This window comes from Acinetobacter sp. V91_7 (assembly GCF_031799075.1).
Taxonomy (GTDB): domain Bacteria; phylum Pseudomonadota; class Gammaproteobacteria; order Pseudomonadales; family Moraxellaceae; genus Acinetobacter; species Acinetobacter calcoaceticus.
Genome location: NZ_JAVQNT010000045.1, coordinates 256365 through 277963 on the forward strand (window position 1 = coordinate 256365; position 21599 = coordinate 277963).

A 21599-nucleotide genomic window follows, 5' to 3' on the forward strand; every position below is an offset into this window, starting at 1 on the left:
AAAATATTACGCGAGTTGTTTGGAAGTTTTTATGTATAAACCAACCACATTTGTGTGGCAGCCATCTGCGGCATCATTGTTCAAAATTACCGTACTTAGCTCTGCTTTAGCTGCGTTGGGTATTACAACAGGCTGTTCATCGACTCCGCAATCTGCAAAAACCTCTAAATCGAAACAGGTGAGTGGTGCAGGTTATCTAGATGCGAGTAGTCTTGACTCTTTGGAAGACTTACTTTCAGCAACCGATATGCGCGCTGTAGAAGGTGATCGTCTGCTTATTTTGAAGCATGGTGATGTCTGGAAGCGTATGTCCGTTGGTTTCAAAATGGACTTGAATCACTGGGATTCCCGTATTGAAGCTCAGCGTAGTTGGTTTATTTCTCGTCAGCCTTACCTTGATCGTTTAAGTGCTCGTGCCAGCCGTTATTTGTACCATACTGTGAAAGAAGCAGAACGCCGTGGATTACCGACAGAACTCGCATTATTACCGGTAATTGAAAGTTCTTATGACCCAGCTGCAACAAGTAGTGCAGCAGCAGCAGGGCTATGGCAGTTCATTCCAAGCACTGGTCGTATTTATGGCTTAAAGCAAACAGGTATGTATGATGGGCGTCGCGATGTGGTTGAGTCGACTCGCGCAGCTTATGAATTTTTAGGAAGCCTCTATAATCAATTTGGTTCTTGGGAACTTGCTTTGGCGGCCTATAATGCTGGCCCGGGACGTATTCAACAGGCGATTAACCGTAACCAAGCTGCGGGTTTACCGACTGACTATTGGTCATTAAAATTACCTCAAGAAACAATGAACTATGTTCCACGTTTCTTGGCTGTTGCTCAAATTATTAAAAATCCAAAGGCTTATGGTGTAGAACTACCGCCAATTGCAAATAGACCCCATTTCCGTGAAGTGACTTTATCTGCACCTTTAACTTTAAATGAAATTGCTTCTGTAGCAGGATTAAGCCGTTCGGAACTTTATGCATTAAACCCAGGATATCGTGGGGAAGCAGTAGACCCTGCAAGTCCAATGCGTATTTTGATTCCAGCAGATTTAAGTCCTTCAATTGATAATAAATTAAGAGGAACAAAATCGGGTGGTAGCTCAGGTTGGTGGGCAAATGTAACGTCACCATCTACGCCTACGGTTAGTCCTTCTACTTCAGTAACAACAAGAACCACTCCTAAAACGCAAGTTCAGCCGATTAAACCTTCTTCACCCGTGAAGAATAGTTCAACGACTTCAAAATCTACACCACGTGGTTCAGATGCGTTAGCTGCATTTGCCGCATCGGCAGATGTACCGAGTGCTCCGCGTATTCCTGTAGCTGTGACGAATGCAGCTAACATTAAGCAGCCTGTTAAGATGGAGCCACCAATTTCGGCTTCTGAACGTGAAAAGATTTTAGCTGCAGTTCGTGCTGAAGGCGCAAAAGAAACTGTAGATCAAGCTTTACAACCGCAAGCAACTCAAGCCGAGAAAGATCAAGTCGTTGCTGAATTAAAAGCAATTGCGCCGCAAGGAACTGAAATTGTCGATCCTTATGATGGCAAAATTAGGTTAACCGCAATTCAGACGAGCCAGTCAGTTGCAGAGCAACAAGGTAAAGAGGTAAGTAGAGGTTTTGCTTATCCAAAAACTTTAGCTGAAGATGCGACTGTAGCTAACTCTGAAGATGGGCAACGTAATAAAGATAAGCCTTATATCAAAACTGATACTGATGTCGTAGTTGTACAGCCTAAAGGTAAGCGTAGTACTTATACAATTCAACCAGGCGATACTTTAGCAGTTATTGCCATGAAGAATGGTGTGAACTGGCGTGATGTTGCTAAGTGGAACCAGATTGATCCAGAAAAGACTTTGTTTGTAGGAACTAGTCTTTATCTTTATGATGCTAGACCACAAGAAACTCAAAGTACTTCGAAAAGTACGGCTAAACCAGATGTGTATGTGGTTCAAGCCAATGATAGCTTAAGCGGTGTCGCTAACCAGTTTAATTTGTCAGTAAAGCAATTAGCTGAATATAACGATTTATCAGTGACCGATGGTTTGTTTGTTGGGCAAAAACTACAGTTAAAAGAGCCGAAGAATAGCCGCTCAACTGCTAAAGTAGAACCAAAAGTAGTTCAAGCAAATGCACGACGCATTGCAACTAAAAGCTATACTGTGAAGCGCGGTGAATACCTTAAATTGATTGCAGATCGTTATGCGCTCTCTAATCAGGAACTTGCTGAATTAACTCCAGGTTTAACTGCGGGCAGTAACTTGATGGTAGGCCAAAAAATTAATGTGCCTACACAAGATATTTCGGTAGATGAAGTTGCGGAAACTAAGACTGCTAGTAAATCTGAGAAAGCGACGTTAAGTGTTTCTTATAAAACAGAAGGCTATAAAGTACAGCGTGGTGATACTTTATCGAGTATTGCAACTAAATCAAAAATTAGCTTAGCTGAATTAGCCGAATTAAATAACTTAAAAGCGAGTAGTCATGTACAGCTTGGGCAAACTTTAAAAGTGCCTGCTACTAATACTGTTCCAGAACAATACGTTGTACAGTCTGGGGATAGCCTAAATGCTATTGCTAGTAAATATAACTTACAAACAGGCTATTTGGCTGACTTAAATGGTATATCTCGTACGGCAGGACTACGTGCGGGTCAACGTTTAAAACTCACAGGTACAGTTGAAGAAGCACCAAGTAAACTTTCTAAAAATGCTAAAGAAGAAACACCTGAGACCTACACAGTTAAATCTGGTGATAGCTTAGGTAATATTGCTAACCGTTACCACTTACAGTTGGATTATCTTGCTGCATTGAATGGTCTTTCACGTAACAGTAGTGTTCGTGTAGGGCAACGTTTAAAGCTAACAGGTGATGTGCCTACAGTAGAAACAGCTAAAGCTGATACCAAGTCGTCAACTAAAACAGTTGCGGCTGGTAAAAACACTGAAAGATATACTGTTAAATCTGGTGAGTCTTTAAATAGTATTGCGAGCCGTGCGGGTATTTCAGTGCGTGAACTTGCTGAAATGAATGCATTAAAAGCGAGTGCTAATTTACAGCGCGGTCAAAATATTGTGATTCCAAAAACTGTTGTGGAATACAAAGTGAAGCGTGGCGATACATTAATTGGCCTTGCAAGCAAATATGGTTTAGAAACCAATTTCTTGGCTGAGCTGAATAATTTGACACCTTCTACTCAGCTTCGCATTGGCGATGTCATTAAAGTGCCTAATTTATAAAATAATTAGTAACTTATGCATAAATCATATTTTCAACTGAGCCTGCTAGTCGGGCTCAGTGTCGTTTCTCATGTTGTTTTTTCTGCACAGCAAACTACCTCATATATAGCGATTCATTCCAAGCCTAAATATTTAGGAATGATGGCTATGCCATATGCAAATCCTAATGCACCTAAAGGTGGCTTGTTAAGTCAGGCGGCTCAAGGAACTTTTGATAACCTCAATAGTATGAATGGTAAGGGGAATGCTACAGAGGGCGTTAATTATCTTTTTGATACTTTAATGACCCAATCGCTAGATGAGGTCGGGGTTTTATATCCTCTTTTGGCAGAGAAAGTTACTTATGATCCAGAAAAAACGCAGTCTGTTACTTTCTATTTAAACCCTAAGGCGCGTTTTAGTAATGGACAGCCAGTCACTGCGGCAGATGCTAAATTTAGCTTTGATGCATATCAGACTAAGTCCAATTTAGGTTTGCAGATGTACCTTGCTGATTTGGCAAAAACAGAAGTAATAAATGCCCATCAAGTAAAGTTTAGTTTTAAGTCTACACATAATCCTAAAATGCCTTTCATTTTGGCAACCTTGCCGATTTATTCAAAAACAGATTGGCAAAAAAGAGATTTTAGCCGAATTACTCTACAACCAATTGTTGGTTCGGGACCTTATGTGGTTGAACGAGTTGATGCAGGTAGAAGCATTAGTTATAAAAGAAATCCGAATTACTGGGCAAAAGATTTGCCTATTAATAAGGGGCGCTATAATTTTGATCGTTTAAAATATGTCTATTATCGAAATTGGGATATTGCTTTTGAAGGGTTTAAATCTGGGCAATACACCTTGCATGAAGAAACTAACCCCAAAAAATGGGTAACCGATTATCGTTTTCCGGCAGTAAAAGCAGGGTTAGTTACTCAATATAAGTTCCGTCACCATAATCCCATCGCCACTGAAAGTTATGTCTTTAACACACGACGAAAACCCTTAAATGATATTCGTTTTAGGCAAGCCTTAACCTATGCCTATGACTTTGAATGGCAGAATAAAGCTTTGTTTTATGGTCAATATCAACGCCTACAAAGTTATTTTGAAAATAGCGAATTGGCTGCAACGGGTCAGCCTTCGAAAACTGAATTAGAGTTGTTAAAGCCGTTATTGCCTAAGTTATCTCCACTCATGCAGCAAGGTGTTTTAGCAAACTGGAAATACCCAGTGTCGGATGCGAGTGGATTTAACCGTCAAAATTTATTAATTGCGCGGCAGCTGCTTATACAGGCTGGTTATAAAGTTAAAGATGGACAGTTGTTGACGCCTGAAGGTAAAAAAGTTCAGCTTGAGTTTTTAATTCAACAAGATGGCAAACAACGAACATTAATGCCCTTTGTCCGTAATCTTAAAAAAATCGGTGTTCAGGTTAATTTACGTCAAGTAGACGCTCCGCAATATTTAGAGCGCACCCGCCGTTATGACTTTGATATGACTACGATGAATCTGCCTCAATCTCTCAATCCGGGCAATGAACAGACTCAGTTTTGGGGGAGCATCGCAGCAGCGCAGGATGGAAATTACAATTATGCGGGTATTCGCAACCCCGTAATTGATCAAGTGATTTCAAAACTTGTTGCGAGTAAGAGCCGTGACCAACAGATTATTTATACTCGTATTCTCGATCGATTACTGAGGGCTGGTTATTATCAAATTCCGACCTATGGTAAAGGTGAAAACTGGTATGCTTATTGGAATATGTATCAACAACCTAAAACTAAACCAGCACTTTCGTCTGGAATAGATTATTGGTGGAGTGATGCAAACAAAGCCAAAAAAGTTGCTAAATATTTACATCAACAATAAAAAGCACCTACCATAAAGGAAATCCTGTTATATGGGTTCATATATTCTCAAGCGACTTCTTTTAATGATTCCCACATTGTTTGTCATTTTATTGATTAACTTTGTGGTTGTGCAAATTGCACCGGGTGGGCCAGTTGAGCAAGCAATACATCAAGCTGAAGGTGATTTGGGAATTGGACGTGCATTAAGTGCAGAGACTTATTATCAAGGTACTCAAGGTTTAAGTGCTGAAATGGTTGAACAAATTAAGGCGCAGTATGGCTTTGATCGTTCTGCTCCTGAACGCTTTTTCCTCATGTTAAAAGGCTATTTAACTTTAGATTTTGGACAGAGTTTTTTTAAAGATAAACCAGTCGTGCAATTGTTGTGGGACAAAATGCCGGTTTCTATTTCGCTTGGGCTGGTAAGTACTTTTCTGATTTATTTAATTTCTATTCCGCTTGGTATTAAGAAGGCAAGACAGCAAGGTTCATGGTTTGATCGCTCCACTTCGTTAGTACTTGTGGTGGGGTATGCTGTACCAAGTTTTGTATTCGCTATTTTGCTTGTGGTTTTTTTTGCAGGTGGCTCTTATTTTCAATGGTTTCCATTACAAAATCTTGTGTCAGATAATTTTCATCAACTCAGTCTTTGGGATAAAGTTACCGACTATTTATGGCATATGACTTTGCCACTTATTACGATGGTATTAGGCGGTTTTGCCAGTTTAACGTATTTAACCAAATATTCGTTTTTAGAAGAACTCAATAAACCCTATGTTTTAGCTGCTTATGCAAAAGGATTGAATAGCCAGCAAGTCTTATATAAGCATGTATTTCGTAATGCTATTTTAGTCGTACTCGCAGGGTTGCCAGAAGTGCTAGCGGGTATTTTCTTTGTGGGTAATCTCTTTGTAGAAATTATTTTTCATTTAGATGGTGTGGGCTTATTGGGCTTTGAAGCCATTGTCCAGCGGGACTATCCTGTTATTTTTGGTGCCCTATTTTTCTTTACTTTATTTAGTCTAATCTTACGTCTCATTTGTGATGTGCTGTACCAATGGATTGATCCTCGGGTTCACTTTGACGCACAAGGAGGCAAATAATGTCTTTGATTGTGCGGACACGATTACAACGTTTTAGACAACATAAATTAGGTTGGGCTGGCTTTATTTTATTTAGTCTAATTTTGATTTTCTCATTAGCTGCGGAGTTGATTGCTAACGATAAGCCCTTACTGGTGAAGTATGAGGATTCTTACTATTTGCCTGTGTTTAAGACATATCCAGAAACGACGTTTGGCGGCGTGTTTGAAACAGAAGCAGATTATAAAGATCCGGCTGTGCAAGAACTTATTAATGCTCAAGGATGGGCAGTCTGGCCACTTATTAAATTTTCATATCAAACTCCCAATTTAGATTTAGCAGTTCCTGTACCATCACCACCCTCCAAGCAGAATTGGTTAGGAACTGATGATCAGGGAAGAGATGTTTTTGCCCGTATTCTCTATGGTTTAAGAGTATCTTTACTTTTTGGTTTGGCCTTAACCTTTTGTTCTGCTTTGTTTGGCATTACTGTGGGTGCTATTCAAGGTTACTATGGCGGTTGGGTAGATTTATTGGGACAACGTTTGGTTGAAGTCTGGAATGGCTTACCCATGTTATTTATGGTCATGATTTTGGTCAGCATGTTTGTACCCAATGTATATTGGCTATTTTTCATTATGTTATTTTTTGGCTGGACAGTTTTAGTGGGGATTGTCAGGGCAGAATTTTTAAAAGCTCGCCAGCTTGATTATGTTCGTGCCGCTCAAGTGTTAGGAGTGACTGATCGCGTTATTATTTTTAAGCATATTTTGCCGAATGCAATCAGTTCGAGCTTGTCCCAATTACCATTTATTTTAACAACTAATATTAGTGCCTTAACTGCTCTTGATTTTTTAGGCTATGGCTTACCACCCGATGCAGCATCGTTAGGGGAGTTATTGCTCCAAGGTAAAAATAATTTAGATGCACCATGGCTAGCGATTTCAGGTTTTTTTAGCCTGGCTATTGTTCTTTCACTTTTAATTTATATTGGGGAGGCTGTTCGTGATGCTTTTGACCCAAGAAAATAATACAAAATTTACTCCTACATTGTTGAAGGTAGAACATCTTTCTATTCAAACGCTAGATCAAAAGATTTTGTTAGAAGACCTTAATTTGCAGCTTAGTGAAGGGGAAACACTGGCTATTGTTGGGGAAAGTGGCTCAGGTAAATCACTTAGCTGTTTAGCAATCATGGGGTTACTACAAGAAAAATTAGAAATAACAGGTCGCGTTTGGATTGGCCCTCAAAATATGCTTGAGATAGATGAAAGAGCTCAATCCAATGTGCGTGGTCGACAAATTGCCATGATTTTTCAAGAACCTGCCACGGCTTTAAATCCACTACATCAGGTTGAAAAGATTGTGGGTGAAAACCTTGTTTTATTAGGTTTGAGTAAAAAGGATGGTCTACAACAAGTCATTGAGTTACTCACAGATGTCGGAATTAGTGAGCCAGAACAGATTCTAAAACGCTATCCACATGAGCTTTCTGGCGGTCAACGACAACGTGTCATGATTGCCATGACATTGGCACTGCAACCCAAAATTTTGATTGCTGATGAGCCGACTACAGCACTTGATGTGATTTTACAGATTCAGATTTTAGAACTCTTAAAATCTTTACAATCAAAATATGGAATGGCACTCATTTTAATTAGCCATGACCTAAATTTGGTACGTGAATATGCCGATGAACTGGTTGTATTGCAAAGTGGCCGTGTTGTAGAGCAAGGTGAGCTTAGCCAGATTTTTGAAAATCCTAAAACCGTTTATACACAGCAATTATTAGAACATGATTTTGGAAATGCAGAATCTCTTGAAATAGAAAAGAATGTTTTGTCCGTTCAAGAACTCAGCGTGCAATTTCCAATTAGAAAAGGTATTTTCAATCGCGTTCAAGGCTATGTGACTGCAATAGAAGGTTTAAGTTTTGATCTTGCTCAAGGTGAATCACTTGGGGTCGTTGGGGAAAGTGGTGCTGGAAAGTCATCTTTGGCTCTGGCTTTAGTACGGCTCATTAAAAGTGAAGGGCGGATTAATTTTTTAGGACAAGATTTGAATCAGTTGGCTCCCAAAGCTTTACGTTTGGCGAGATCTGATTTTCAACTTGTATTCCAAGATCCGTTTGGTAGTTTGAACCCTCGAATGACGGTGGGGCAGATTATTGCTGAAGGTTTAAAAGTAAAAGAAGTATTGAACAGTCAGATTCAAGAACAAGTTAAATCTGTTCTTAATAAGGTTGAACTGCCTGAAGATTTTCAACATCGTTACCCACACGAACTCTCTGGAGGACAACGTCAACGGGTTGCTTTGGCAAGAGCTTTAGTGGTTCAGCCTAAACTTTTAATTTTGGATGAACCGACTTCTGCATTAGACCGAACTACACAAAAAGCCATCATTAAGCTTTTACGACAATTACAGAGAACTGAACATTTGAGCTATATCTTTATTAGCCATGATCTAAATATAGTCAAATCGTTGTGCCATAAAGTCATGGTATTGCGCCGTGCACAAGTTGTTGAATATCAGAAAACCGAACTGTTGTTTTCTAAGCCTAAAACTGAATATACAAGACAATTAATTAAAGCAAACTTTTAAAATAAATTATTAAACAATTGTTTTTAAATGGAATAGTTTGTTTTTGTATTTTATGCAAAAAGTTGCATATTTTTATATTCTTTAAAATTGACATATGCTATTGTCAGTTATCGATTATGACTTGACATGCCCTATAACTCGTCTAAATTAGAGCAATTGCTCTAAAACCAAAAAGAGGTTAACCATGAACCAGATTGCTCAACCCATCACAATTCGCAATACCACATTCAAAAACCGAATTATTAAAGGTGCAATGAGTGAGGCGCTTGCAAATTATGAAGGTCAACCAAATGACTTGCATTTAGGCTTATATGGGGCGTGGGCAAAAGGTGGGCTTGGCTGTGCAATCACAGGCAACGTCATGGTCAATGTGGGCGCAAAAAATGAACCCGGTGTTGTTGTTATTGAAACCGAACGGGATTTAGAGCGCTTAAAAGAGTGGGCAGCATTAGGTAAAAAATATGGGATGGTGCAGTTGATTCAATTGTCCCATCCAGGGCGTCAGTGTCCAAAAGGATTAAATAAAGAGACTGTCGCACCGTCAGCAGTACCATTTAGCCCAGCTTTAGCGGCTATGTTTGGAACGCCACGTGAACTGACTCATGATGAAATTCTAGATATCATTAATCGATTTGCAACCGCTGCACGTATTTGTGAAAAAGCAGGTTTTGAAGGGGTGCAATTACACGGTGCGCATGGATATTTGATTAGCCAGTTCTTATCGCCTTTAACGAATAAGCGTACCGACCAGTGGGGTGGTTCAGTTGAAAACCGTACACGCTTTTTATTAGAAGTTTATAAGGCTGTTCGCGAAGCAACTTCCGAGAATTTTATCATTTCAGTCAAACTGAACTCTGCCGATTTCCAACGTGGTGGAATTACTGAAGAAGATGTGATTTCAGTATTTAAAGCGATAGATGAAGCTGGCATTGATTTGATTGAGATTTCAGGCGGCACCTATGAAGCACCTGCAATGGCAGGGGCTAAAGCTGACAAGCGCAAGACAAGTACGATTGCTCGTGAAGCATACTTTTTAGATTTTGCTGAAAAGATCCGCCAACACGTTAAATGTAAACTCATGGTGACAGGTGGATTCCGTACTGTAGAAGGGATGAATGCTGCACTCGCAAGTGGGGCTTGTGATTTTATTGGTATTGCGCGTCCGCTTGCAGTTGAGACTGATTTAACAGATCGTTTAATTGCAGGGCAGGACGTGCGCTATGCAGTAAAACCAATTAAAACAGGCCTACCTTTTGTCGACAAAATGGCAATCATGGAAATTATTTGGTATGCCGCTCAATTTAAGACAATTGGTAAAGGCAAAAAGCCAAATCCAAAACTTTCACCACTCGTCGTCTTTTTTAATTATGCCAAAGGCAATATTAAAGCTGTGGTAAAAGGTCGCGTGAATTCACGTAAATCTGCGTAAATTAATTACCATGCAATAGTCCAGTAAGCGTTAAATGTAGAAGCAGACCATTGGCCTTTAATTAAAGCATTCTTAAAGGCAGGTCTGTTTTCTATTTGGGCAAGATAACGCTGTATATGTTTAAACTGGCTGTAATTTTGTGAGCAAGCCAGTAATGGAAACCACATCAAAATATCAGCAATAGTAAACTGATCTCCAGCAAACCATAAGTGATGCTCTAAATGTTTATCAATCATGCTCATTTGTCGTTGTAATGATTGATTTAGATAGCCTTGATCAAATCCATATTTTAAAAGTTTAGGAATGAAACGGATTGGAAAAGGTGTACGTTGTACAATTTGGTGAAAGATTTGTTTGAGTACCAAATCGGGAATGAATGTCGCCTCACAATAATTTTTCCAATAATAAAAATTTTGGAGCTGTTGGCTTAATAAATTGTTCTGTCCCAATTGGGGATGTAAATGAGATAAGTAATCTAAGATAGCTGAGGTTTCAGCTAAGATTGAAATTTCTCCTTGTTCAATGATTTCGATAGTAGGAAATTTTGATAATTGGTGGGCTGAGTTTTTATTTTCGTCTACATCTGAATGGTATTGAATAATGAGCTCATAATTGAGTCCTAATTCTTCTAAAAACCAAATAATGCGTTGAGAGCGTGAATTTTGTAGATGAAATAATCGAATTTGCATGTCATGTTCAAATTATAGTTTTGATCTACTCTTAGTATAGGACAGAAGATAACTTAAGTATAATAAAGTATTTATAAATCAAAAGATTATATTTTTATGAGAGAAAATCAATAAAAAACCACTGCATTAAAAATGCAGTGGTTTTTTAGAGTTTGAAATCCTTATGGGATTAGAACTTGGGTTATCGCCGTGAAAGGATTTTTTATATTTTCAAGTTAGAACGTATAGCTCATACCAAACTGAACGGTACGTGGTTCGCCCGGATAAGCATATAAATTAAAGGCACTTTCATCATAAACTTTATCAAAAATATTCTTCAAGTCTAAGTTAAGACGAAGTTTTGGTGTTGCTTGATAATAAGAAACCAAATCAGTAACTGCATAACCTTTCATAGTATAAGTACTATTGGCTGTTTGTCCTGCGCGCTTATCAATATATTTTTGATTAAACCCTAGACCTAAACCTTGTAAAGCTCCACCCTGAAATTCATAAATATTTAAAAGGTTAAAACTATTCTTTGGAATATTGGCTAAAGCGGTTCCTTTTTGCAAAGTGTTGTCTTTAGTCACTTCAGCATCTGTATATGCGTATCCACCAATAATTTTCCAAGCAGGCGTAATCTGACCTGCAATATTTAGCTCAATACCACGACTACGAACTTCACCAGCAGAAACCTTATAGGCTGAATCAATAGGATCGATAGTTAATACATTTTCTTTTTCTGCATAAAAGATAGCAGAGTCAACCGACAACATATTGTCTAGCGCTTGCCATTTAAAACCTAACTCGTAAGCGATGCCTTCTTCAGGGTCAAAACCTTCTCCATTGCGATTAGCGCCCGTGTTTGGTTTAAATGATTTTGCAGCATTACTGTAGATTGAAAGATCATCACGGGCTTTAAAAACTAACCCTAAACGAGGAATAAAGGCATCATGACTGGTATTCCAATTTGTAGTATTCGGTAATAGGTTTTTATAGTCATGCTCATAGTGTTCAAAGCGTAAACCCAATAAAGCACTTAAACGCTCATTTAAATCAATTTGATCTTGTACAAAAAGAGCAGTTGTTTTTAAATTTTCACGGTCATGGGTCGCAACCTTTTTAAGCTCGGGTAGAGGCTGACCTAAAACAGGATCATTAATATTGATTGGGTAGTTATTTAACTTAGGATCTGAACGAATAATATATGACTTGTAATCGTAGTTTTCATATTCAAGCCCAGTCACTAATGTATGTGCTAAACCTAAAAGTTGGAAATTACCTGTTAGGTTAATTTGTGCATCAGTGTCTTGCCATTTTAATTCGCGATAGTTGTAATTTCTGTCAATTTTTTCTATATCTTTTTCATTAACCTGATTTCCTTCTACTGCATAGCCATGCAATTTGCCATTTAAATATTGCACGCCCGCATTGAGCTTCCAGTCATTTCCAAGGTCATGTTCGACTCGTAATTGAGTCATGTTGTTATCATTGTAGATTCGGTTGTTATATTTACCTGTTTCCCACAAATAAGTTTCTGGTGAACTATTAAAAGACTTCTGACCAACATAGCGTGTTTGACCACGATCAAGTGGATGCTGGTTACGTAAAATATCGGCCTCAAAAGTGACTTTAGTGGCGTCAGAAGCTTGCCATTGAATGACTGGTGCAATTCCGTATCGTTTAGATTCGACATGGTCACGATAACTATCGCCGCCTTCTGCAATCACATTTAGGCGATAACCGATATTTTCTGCATTTGGAATGGTGCCTGTGGTGTCTACAGTGGTGCGATATAAACCTTCACTGTTAAGCTGAGCACCTAAAGTGGTTTGTTGCTCAGACTTCGGTGTTTTAGAAATTAAGTTAAACGTACCGCCTGGATCACCACGGCCATATAAGCTAGAAGAGGGGCCACGTAAAACGTCTATACGTTCAATGGTGTTGCTATCTGGTGCATTTGGATAACCACGGTTAATTGGAAATCCGTTACGATAAAATTCACCACTGGTGAAACCACGAAGGTTAAAACCAGTTAAGCCTTGACCACCAAAGTTATTCGCTCGTCCAACGCCACCTGCTAAATCAAGAGCTTCAATTAAGCGTGTCGCCCCGATATCTTCAATTACTTTTTGGGTCACAACACTGACCGATTGCGGTGTATCCTTTAATGCGATTTCACTACGTGTTGCGCTACTAGAGCTATCGATTTTATAAGTTTGGTCAGATGCTTGTTGGGCTTTAATTTTAATCGTCGCAAGAGTAGTTGAAGAATGATCTGTTTCTGCAAAAGCAGGTGATAAACAGCAGATTTGAGCAATGCTCAGGGAGAGGAGGCGAAGCTTAAGATCCATTTAAAACCTATTTGATAATAAATATCAGTATAAAAATAAGAATTATTATATTGTAAATCTATGTAAAAGAAATACTGGATTAGTGATATTTAAATACAAATGTATTTTATTTTGAAATAAGAGAGGTTAAAAAAAACAAATAGAATGTTAAGAAAATAAAAAGAAATTTTATAAGAATAGAATAATGGCGTCCCTACGGGGATTCGAACCCCGGTTACCGCCGTGAAAGGGCGATGTCCTAGGCCTCTAGACGATAGGGACGTTGAGGATGGCGGTATCTTAAGAAGCCGCCACCAAACTGTCAAGTAGGTAAGGAGACAGTTTGTTCAAAATATAGCAAAACAGTTCAGCAGTTTTCTGAGTATCGTATAAAGCAGAGTGTGCTTCTTTACCATCGAACTCAATTCCAGCTTGAATACAGGCTTTGGCAAGGACAGTTTGCCCAAACATAACAGCACTTAAAGTAACCGTATCCATCACTGAAAAACTATGAAATGGATTCTGGTTTTTTGTGCTTGTACGTGCAATCGCTGCTTGAACAAAGCCAAGATCAAAATGGGCGTTATGACCAACCAACACTGCATGGGTACAATGTTGTTGTTTACGAACGTCATTGACTGATTTAAAAATACGGCGTAATGCAGTCCGTTCATCTTCAGCCATTGCCATACGCATTGGATTGAATGGATCAATACCAATAAAGTCTAGCGAACGGCGGTCGAGGTTAGCCCCTTCGAACGGGTTAATGTGTGCATGAAATGCTGGACCAGGGACAAATTGTCCCTGAGCATCATACACAATTGGAATGCACGCAATTTCTAGCAATGCATCTGTCTGGGCATTAAAACCTGCCGTTTCAACGTCAACAACAACAGGTAAGAAGCCACGAAAACGTTGGCCAATGACCGGGACAGAGGTTTCTTGTGTCACACTTTTCTCCATTGCAGCGTTTTCCCGGCATGCAGCGGGATAATTTTTTGATCATCTAAATAATCAAAAGATTCTGGTACAAGATTATCTTCTTTTACCAAGGTAATAGTAGAAGTATTACGTGGTAGACCGTAAAAGTCTGCGCCAAAATGGCTTGCAAAGCCTTCTAGGCGTTCTAATTTGCCTACTTGGTCAAATGCTTGAGCATAAAGTTCAATTGCATTTGGTGCACTATAACAGCCCGCACAGCCACACGCATTTTCTTTTGCATCTTGCGAGTGGGGTGCACTGTCTGTACCTAAGAAAAATTTAGGATTACCACTCGTTGCAACTTCAAGCAAAGTTGTTTGGTGTGTTTGGCGCTTTAAGATTGGTAAACAATAGAAATGCGGTTTAATACCACCAACCAACATGTCATTACGGTTAAATAATAAATGCTGAGGCGTGATTGTTGCAGCAACATTACGGTCATGCTCTAAAACAAAATGAGCCGCATCGCTTGTGGTGATGTGCTCAAGCACCACTTTAAGTTTTGGAAACTGTTTTAAAAGCGGGTTGAGTACTTCATCAAGGAAACGTTTTTCACGGTCAAAAATATCGACGTGGTTATGAGTTACTTCACCATGAAGTAATAACGGAACTTGATGCTCTTCTAATTGCTCAATAACTGCATAAACCTTACGAATGTCACTTACACCGTTATCAGAGTTGGTGGTCGCGCCAGCTGGGTAAAGTTTAATTGCATTTACATGTCCAGATTCTTTAATTTTACGAACTTCGTCTGGTGAGGTGAAGTCAGTAAAATAAAGCACCATACGCGGGTCAAAATTCAGGCCCTCTGGAACATGAGCAAGAATACGTTCACGGTAAGCTAATGCTTCTTCCACAGTTTTTACTGGCGGAACAAGGTTTGGCATACAGATCGCACGAGCAAACTGTTTAGCCAAATCAGGTACGGTACGTTTTAATGCTAAACCATCACGTAAATGTGCATGCCAGTCATCTGGCTGGAGCAGGGTAATAGAGTCCAAGGCAGTTCAAACTTCGAAATAAAACAAATGATAATCGATAAAGTGTGAAAATGGTAACGAGAATTACGGACAAATGGCAAAATAAAGCGCAAGAGGCGTTAAAAAATAATGTTATATTTTGTTAATGTGTAAGAGGCAGGAAACGGGTAGTGGTAAATAGGGGAAATGTACATGAATTACTCAAGGCAAAAGAAGAAATAGAATATCTGGTAACTTTACATACCCATCGTTATGCCAATACACCTTTGCCTCATCAATTAGAAAAAAAATTCTGGTGCTTAAATCTTGAGCGAACAAAACAAAATATCTCAAAATTTTTAGCAAGTGGTGTTCTAACCTATCTTATTTTTATTTTGCTAGCGCTACCTACAGACTATTTGGTGATAGGTGTACCTTACATAACTTGGGATTTTATTTACTGCATATTAAGTGCAATTAATATTGCAGGTGCGCTACTGTTATTTTGGGTATTTGCAAAGTTTAAGAAACTCTCTGAATATTTTTATATTGCTGCATGCGGAATTGTTTTTTTTACCATTATTGTCAATGCAATGTTGCTTCTTAGTGTAGGAAATATCGCTCTTAAAAATCAGTCGATGTTACTACTTTCTTTTCTATATATGCTCGGCTTTATCTTGAGCGGTATAAAGCCTTTGCATATGCTTTATGTCGGTCTGATCGCAGCAATTTGTGTTTTTTCTCTATTGATTTTATTGCAAGCAAATTGTGACTATATCGCTTTGGGAAGGGCGCTGTTTGGTAGCTGTATTTTGGGTTTTTCAATTAGTACGATGCTCACGTCTAGAGAAAGAAGCCTTTTTTTAAATAATGAGCTTGCTGAGCTTAACGAACAGATTTTACGTATTGAGGCATCTGAGTTGCTTCATTTGAGTCAGCAAGATGCGCTCACTAAAATTTCTAATCGACGTACTTTCGATGAGATGTTTGACTTTTTTTACTATCGGGCAAAGCAAGAACAACGTCCATTAGCAGTTTTATTTATTGATATCGATTTTTTTAAAAACTATAACGATTGTTATGGACACCAGATGGGAGACAAGGTCATCTCGTCTATTGCCTCTGCAATTAAAAATTCGATTCGTCATGTTGATTTTGTTGCCCGTTATGGCGGAGAGGAATTTGTGGTTCTTTTACCAAAAACACCGGCTCAAGGTGCATATGCGGTGGCAGCCAATATTTATAAAGCTATAGAACGTCAAGCGATTCCTCATGCTGCATCATTAGTTTCTAAGCATGTGACGATTAGTCTAGGTTTTACTGTTTACACAGAAGGCTTAAGAGTAACTCAGGAAAATTTAATTCATGCTGCCGATCAAGCTTTATATCGGGCTAAGCAACTTGGACGTAACCAGATTTATTATCAACCTTTACAAGTCGCCGAAATTGCCTGAATGAATTTTAAAAAATAAAAAGGCCACCTTAATAGGTGGCCTTTTTTGACGCTATAAGATAATTATTTTTTCTTACTGTCTAATTGAGGAATAGCAGAACCTTGACCGATTGAAAGTAAACCAGCATCTGTATAGATACCAAGTTTTGCACGTGTATCGGTAATGTCGAGGTTACGCATAGTCAACTGACCAATACGGTCCATAGGCGAGAACATTGAATCGCCTTTTTCCATTGTTAAACGTTCAGCTTCGTACGTTAAGTTTGGAGATTCAGTGTTCATGATGGTGTAGTCATTACCACGACGAAGTTCAAGAGTAACTTCACCGGTAACAGCTTTAGCAACCCAACGCTGTGCAGTTTCACGCAACATAAGCGCTTGAGAGTCGAACCAACGACCTTGGTAAAGTAAACGACCTAAACGTAAACCGTTAATGCGGTATTGTTCGATGGTATCTTCGTTATGAATACCAGTAACTAAACGCTCGTAAGCAATATGAAGAAGGGCCATACCCGGTGCTTCATAAATACCGCGAGATTTCGCTTCGATAATACGGTTTTCGATTTGGTCAGACATACCTAAACCATGACGACCGCCAATACGGTTTGCTTCAAGAATAAGTTCAACTGGATTGTTAAAAGTTTGACCATTTAACGCAACAGGCACACCTTCTTCAAAGCGTACAGTCACTTCTTCTGGTTTGATTTCAACTTCATCTTTCCAGAAAGCAACGCCCATAATTGGGTCAACGATTTTGATACCAGCATTTAAGTATTCAAGATCTTTTGCTTCGTGAGTTGCACCCAACATGTTTGAGTCAGTTGAATACGCTTTTTCTTTTGACATTTTATAGTCAAAACCGTTGTCGATCAGGAACTGTGACATTTCAGCACGGCCACCGAGTTCATCGATGAAGTTTTGATCTAACCAAGGCTTGTAAATTTTAAGATTCGGGTTGGTCAACAAACCATAACGATAGAAACGTTCAATATCGTTGCCTTTATAAGTTGAACCGTCACCCCAGATGTTTACGTCATCTTCTTTCATTGCAGTAACTAACATTGTACCTGTTACTGCACGACCTAATGGAGTCGTATTGAAATAAGGAACACCACCTGTACTGATATGGAATGCACCACACTGAATTGCAGCAATACCTTCGAGCGCAAGTTGTAAGCGGCAGTCAATTAAGCGAGCTTTTACAGCGCCGTATTGTTCTGCTTTCTTTGGAATTGCATCGTAGTCATCTTCATCAGGCTGGCCTAAGTTTGCAGTGTATGCATAAGGCTCTGCGCCTTTTTGTTTCATCCACAATAGAGCAGCTGAAGTGTCTAGGCCTCCGGAGAAGGCAATCCCAACTTTTTTGCCTACTGGTACATGCTGCAAGATAGTTGCATTATCAGTCATTGCTAATCCTAACATTTATAAAAAAGACCCCGTATAGGTGGTCTCGAGAATTCTGAATGGCGGCTATTGTAGCACTATTCATGGTGCTTTTTTTGGCAAAAAAAGCATTAATTCACTTGTTCTGATTTGAAGTTTTAATTTCTTAAAAAATATAAGTTCATTTATAGAATAAGAAGAGGTGAATGAAGTATTGTTGTTCAAATAAGAAAAGACTTTTAATGACTTAAAAGAAAATAGGATGAATATGAAGTGTCATCATTCTTGGCGTGATTATGCAGTTTTTATTATATAAATTGGAGAAAGAACCAGATTTCATTAGTGTTATTAAATAAAAGTAATACGATTGGTTTTGATGGATTGACCATAAGCTCCAATAAATTTCTTTACTGGGTCATCCAAAAGCGGAAAAAAAGTATTAAAGTACTATGCAACAAGTTGCAAAAAAACTATTGGGACGCAGCATGACAAGTTACGCCAATCTATTAAAACCATTACATTTAGGCTTTACCACTATTAAAAACCGTGTGGTGATGGGATCCATGCATACGGGCTTAGAAGACCGTTTCTATAATTACCCAAAACTGGCTGCTTATTTTGAAGAGCGTGCCAAAGGTGGGGTTGGCCTGATTGTGACAGGCGGTATTTCACCGAACCGTCAAGGGTGGTTAGCACCTGCTGGCGGAACCATGAACAGTCTATTTGATGTTCCTCAGCACCGTCTGGTAACGCATGCTGTTCATAAACATGGCTCTAAAATCTTAATGCAAATCTTGCATGCGGGCAGATATGGTTACCAACCATTTGTTGTGTCTTCAACAGCCATTAAATCTCCAATTTCGCCGTTTAAACCACGCCAGCTTTCTGAAAAAAATATTCTCAGCACAATTGAAGATTATGCTCAGTGCGCTGACATTGCCAAAAAAGCAGGCTATGACGGTGTCGAAATTATGGGCTCGGAAGGTTATTTAATTAACCAGTTTTTAAGTAGTCACGTGAACCACCGTACTGACCGCTGGGGCGGTGGCATTGAAAACCGTATGCGTTTTCCGGTCGAGATTGTTAAAGCGATTCGTGCCAAAGTCGGCGAGAAATTTATTATTTGTTTCCGCTTGTCTTTACTCGATTTAGTTCATGACGGTAACACCATGCAAGAAGTCGTGATTGTTGCCAAAGCTTTAGAAAAGGCAGGCGTAACGTTATTAAATACGGGCATCGGCTGGCATGAAGCACGTGTACCAACCATTGTAACGTCTGTACCTCGTGCTGCTTTTGTCGATTATACAGCACATGTAAAACAACATATTTCTATTCCGATTATTGCTTCAAACCGCATTAACATGCCTGAAACTGCCGAAGAAATTTTGGCAACTGGCAAAGCAGATATGGTTCAAATGGCACGCCCATTATTGGCCGATGCTTTTTGGGTAAACAAAACAGCGACTAACCGCGTTGATGAAATTAATACCTGTATTGCTTGTAACCAAGCATGTTTAGACCATGCTTTTAAAAATAAGCGCGTGTCTTGTTTAGTGAACCCACGTGCAGGTCATGAAACTGAACTGGTTTATTTAAAAACCAAGCAGCCTAAACGTATTGCTGTTGTTGGTGGCGGGGTTGCTGGTATGTCAGCAGCAACCGTTGCGGCAAGCCGTGGTCATGCGGTCACTTTATTTGAAGCGACTTCAGATGTGGGTGGTCAGTTCAACTTTGCTAAGGTGGTGCCGGGTAAAGAAGAGTTTCACGAAACGATTCGCTACTTTAAAGTCCAACTCGAAAAAACTGGGGTGGATGTACGTTTAAATACTCGCGTGAACCGTGAGCAACTTGAACGTGAAGGTTTTGATGAAGTGATTGTTGCAACAGGCGTAATCCCTCGCGCATTAAAAATTGAAGGAAGTAATGCACCACAAGTTCTTTCTTATGCTCAGGTTTTAAAAGGTGCAGAAGTTGGGCAAAAAGTTGCAGTGATTGGTGCAGGTGGTATTGGTTTTGATGTGTCAGAGTTTTTACTTAAACCGCCACATCAACCCCAGCCTCAACCTTTAGCCGAGTGGCAACGTGAATGGGGCGTAGACCCAGATCCAAACTATATTTCTGAAGGTGGTATGCAACCACCAGTAGTTGAACTTCCCGTTCGCCAGATTTACTTACTGCAACGTAAAACAACACCACTCGGTATTGGGCTTGGCAAGACTTCAGGTTGGGTACATCGCGCACAGCTTAAAAAGCATGGCGTGCGTATGCTCCGTGGTGTGCAATATAAAGCAGTCACTGATGAAGGGCTTTGGATTGAGCACAATGGTCAAGACCAGCTTTTACGTGTCGATACGATTGTGGTGTGTGCAGGTCAAGAGTCGGTAAAAGACTTGATGCCAAAAGAAGGTGAGTCGACTATAGCGAACTACTACATTATTGGTGGTGCAAAGCTCGCAGCGGAGCTAGATGCGAAGCGTGCGATCAAAGAAGGAGCAGAATTGGCTGCTCGATTGTAATATTTGATGAAACAATACGCACTTGAACACAAAGCGATGATATTTTTCTTGAATAAAATGAATAAGCTTTGTATTCTTACGCACATGGAAGCGTGGCAGAGCGGTTTAATGCACCGGTCTTGAAAACCGACGAGGGTGTGAGTCCTCCGTGAGTTCGAATCTCACCGCTTCCGCCACATTGAAGTTTCTGACACTGTTTAACGCTGTATAAGTTATTGACTTATAAGGTTAAAGTCAGAAACAAACGATATAGCAAGCTATGACACAGTACGTCAATGAGCGGTTATAAAGTAGTAAAAAATGCAGTAAGATAATCTCTTGCTGCATTTTTTTTGTTTATAGCGTTATGACTTCACGTGGAATCAATAAACTGACCGCTTTACAGGTTAAAAAAGCAAAAGCTAATCCTGATAAAATGTATAAGCTTCCTGATGGGGGTAATCTTTACTTACGTATTGATTCTAGCGGTAGCAAATACTGGATATTTAATTATACCCGCCCTTATATTGGTAAACGCAATGATTTGTCTTTAGGGACGTATCCTGAAGTTACTTTGGAAGAAGCTCGTTTAGTTCGTGATGAATATAAGAAACTAATTAAGCAGGGTATCGACCCTGCAACAGTGCGATTAGAAACTAAAAATCAAAAACAGAAAGAAGCGGAGCATACGTTTCGTGTAGTTAGTGCTGAGTGGCTTAAAAAACGAGAATTAGAAGGCAAACAAGATGAAGAGACTATTCGTCGTTTAAATCATGATGCTTATCCTTACATTGGTGATATGAGTTTTCCTCAACTCACTGTAGAGGTATTAGAGGCAAAAGTTTTCCAGCGTATTATTGATCGTGAAGCATTATCTGTTGCTAAACGTTTAAAGTCAGATTTGAATCAAATCTTTAAATCAGCCCGAAAAAAGAAACTTATCCAATATAATCCAATAGAAGATATTGAGTTGCCGAATCCACAAGGTGGGAATTTTGCTGCAGTGACAGAAGAGCAAGATCTAGCTCCAATGCTGAATAAAATTTGGAACTATTCAAAATTACATGCACGATGCTTAATCACTACTCAGGTCGCGTTAAAGCTTTCAGTATTAACCTTCCAACGACCAGGAGAAATCCGCA

The 21599-nt window shown here is 39.3% G+C and carries 14 protein-coding genes and 2 tRNA genes; 10 read left to right on the top strand and 6 right to left on the bottom strand.

From position 1 onward, the window contains the following. The first annotated feature begins 31 nt into the window (after window positions 1-31). The 6 genes from RMB03_RS20940 to RMB03_RS20965 all read left to right on the top strand — a co-directional run bounded on the left by RMB03_RS20940 (window position 32) and on the right by RMB03_RS20965 (window position 10185). On the top strand, window positions 32-3241 hold the full coding sequence (locus RMB03_RS20940; protein ID WP_311077459.1) for a LysM peptidoglycan-binding domain-containing protein: 3210 nt from the start codon (window positions 32-34) through the stop codon (window positions 3239-3241). A gap of 15 nt (window positions 3242-3256) precedes the next feature. Then, window positions 3257-5092 carry an extracellular solute-binding protein gene (locus RMB03_RS20945; RefSeq protein ID WP_311077460.1) on the top strand — a complete coding sequence of 612 codons (1836 nt, stop codon included), beginning with the start codon at window positions 3257-3259 and terminating at the stop codon, window positions 5090-5092. 31 nt (window positions 5093-5123) lie between these two features. Then, window positions 5124-6176 carry an ABC transporter permease subunit gene (locus tag RMB03_RS20950; RefSeq protein WP_311077461.1) on the top strand — a complete coding sequence of 351 codons (1053 nt, stop codon included), beginning with the start codon at window positions 5124-5126 and terminating at the stop codon, window positions 6174-6176. Next, window positions 6176-7186, top strand: coding sequence for an ABC transporter permease (locus RMB03_RS20955; protein WP_311077462.1), 1011 nt, complete (start codon window positions 6176-6178; stop codon window positions 7184-7186). Before RMB03_RS20950 ends, RMB03_RS20955 begins: the two co-directional genes overlap by 1 nt. Continuing rightward, the gene (locus RMB03_RS20960) at window positions 7161-8756 is read left to right on the top strand and encodes an ABC transporter ATP-binding protein (RefSeq protein WP_409070631.1); all 1596 of its coding nucleotides are present in this window, start codon (window positions 7161-7163) and stop codon (window positions 8754-8756) included. The genes RMB03_RS20955 and RMB03_RS20960 overlap by 26 nt, the downstream gene beginning before the upstream one ends. 184 nt (window positions 8757-8940) lie before the next feature. Beyond that, a complete protein-coding gene (locus RMB03_RS20965) occupies window positions 8941-10185 on the top strand; it encodes an NADH:flavin oxidoreductase/NADH oxidase family protein (protein ID WP_311077463.1) in 1245 nt (414 codons plus the stop codon). 5 nt (window positions 10186-10190) lie between these two features. Here RMB03_RS20965 and RMB03_RS20970 read toward each other — a convergent pair whose 3' ends face one another. The 5 genes from RMB03_RS20970 to pyrC form a co-directional block, all read right to left on the bottom strand. Then, a complete protein-coding gene (locus RMB03_RS20970) occupies window positions 10191-10874 on the bottom strand; it encodes a glutathione binding-like protein (RefSeq protein ID WP_311077464.1) in 684 nt (227 codons plus the stop codon). 215 nt (window positions 10875-11089) lie between these two features. Further along, window positions 11090-13207 carry a TonB-dependent receptor gene (locus RMB03_RS20975; RefSeq protein WP_311077465.1) on the bottom strand — a complete coding sequence of 706 codons (2118 nt, stop codon included), beginning with the start codon at window positions 13205-13207 and terminating at the stop codon, window positions 11090-11092. A gap of 185 nt (window positions 13208-13392) precedes the next feature. Then, a tRNA-Glu gene (locus RMB03_RS20980) sits at window positions 13393-13468 on the bottom strand. A gap of 18 nt (window positions 13469-13486) precedes the next feature. Then, a complete protein-coding gene (rnt, locus tag RMB03_RS20985) occupies window positions 13487-14149 on the bottom strand; it encodes a ribonuclease T (protein ID WP_004641888.1) in 663 nt (220 codons plus the stop codon). Continuing rightward, a complete protein-coding gene (pyrC, locus tag RMB03_RS20990; protein ID WP_003652801.1) occupies window positions 14134-15168 on the bottom strand; it encodes a dihydroorotase in 1035 nt (344 codons plus the stop codon). Before pyrC ends, rnt begins: the two co-directional genes overlap by 16 nt. Before the next feature lie 149 nt (window positions 15169-15317). Between pyrC and RMB03_RS20995 the strand changes: the two genes are divergently transcribed. Then, a complete protein-coding gene (locus RMB03_RS20995) occupies window positions 15318-16580 on the top strand; it encodes a diguanylate cyclase (protein ID WP_311077466.1) in 1263 nt (420 codons plus the stop codon). Between the two features lie 62 nt (window positions 16581-16642). On the opposite strand, the gene argG is transcribed toward RMB03_RS20995, so the two are convergent. Then, window positions 16643-18001: an argininosuccinate synthase gene (gene argG, locus RMB03_RS21000; RefSeq protein ID WP_080026529.1), complete on the bottom strand. Its 1359-nt coding sequence runs from the start codon at window positions 17999-18001 to the stop codon at window positions 16643-16645. A 446-nt stretch (window positions 18002-18447) separates the two neighbouring features. Between argG and RMB03_RS21005 the strand changes: the two genes are divergently transcribed. The 3 genes from RMB03_RS21005 to RMB03_RS21015 all read left to right on the top strand — a co-directional run. Then, window positions 18448-20478 carry an NADPH-dependent 2,4-dienoyl-CoA reductase gene (locus RMB03_RS21005; RefSeq protein WP_311077467.1) on the top strand — a complete coding sequence of 677 codons (2031 nt, stop codon included), beginning with the start codon at window positions 18448-18450 and terminating at the stop codon, window positions 20476-20478. Between the two features lie 86 nt (window positions 20479-20564). Further along, window positions 20565-20654 (top strand) — tRNA-Ser (locus RMB03_RS21010). A 170-nt stretch (window positions 20655-20824) separates the two neighbouring features. After that, window positions 20825-21599, top strand: a 775-nt coding sequence (locus RMB03_RS21015) for an integrase arm-type DNA-binding domain-containing protein (protein WP_311077468.1), incomplete at its 3' end; no start/stop codon positions are given.

Excerpts from the sequence above, each read along its gene's own strand:
- RMB03_RS20945 (WP_311077460.1), top strand. The coding sequence starts at position 3,257 with ATGCATAAATCATATTTTCAACTGAGCCTGCTAGTCGGGCTCAGTGTC.
- RMB03_RS20950 (WP_311077461.1), top strand. The coding sequence starts at position 5,124 with ATGGGTTCATATATTCTCAAGCGACTTCTTTTAATGATTCCCACATTG.
- RMB03_RS20955 (WP_311077462.1), top strand. The coding sequence starts at position 6,176 with ATGTCTTTGATTGTGCGGACACGATTACAACGTTTTAGACAACATAAA.
- RMB03_RS21005 (WP_311077467.1), top strand. The coding sequence starts at position 18,448 with ATGACAAGTTACGCCAATCTATTAAAACCATTACATTTAGGCTTTACC.
- RMB03_RS20975 (WP_311077465.1), bottom strand. The coding sequence starts at position 13,207 with ATGGATCTTAAGCTTCGCCTCCTCTCCCTGAGCATTGCTCAAATCTGC.
- rnt (WP_004641888.1), bottom strand. The coding sequence starts at position 14,149 with ATGGAGAAAAGTGTGACACAAGAAACCTCTGTCCCGGTCATTGGCCAA.
- RMB03_RS20940 (WP_311077459.1), top strand. The coding sequence starts at position 32 with ATGTATAAACCAACCACATTTGTGTGGCAGCCATCTGCGGCATCATTG.
- RMB03_RS20970 (WP_311077464.1), bottom strand. The coding sequence starts at position 10,874 with ATGCAAATTCGATTATTTCATCTACAAAATTCACGCTCTCAACGCATT.
- RMB03_RS20965 (WP_311077463.1), top strand. The coding sequence starts at position 8,941 with ATGAACCAGATTGCTCAACCCATCACAATTCGCAATACCACATTCAAA.
- argG (WP_080026529.1), bottom strand. The coding sequence starts at position 18,001 with ATGTTAGGATTAGCAATGACTGATAATGCAACTATCTTGCAGCATGTA.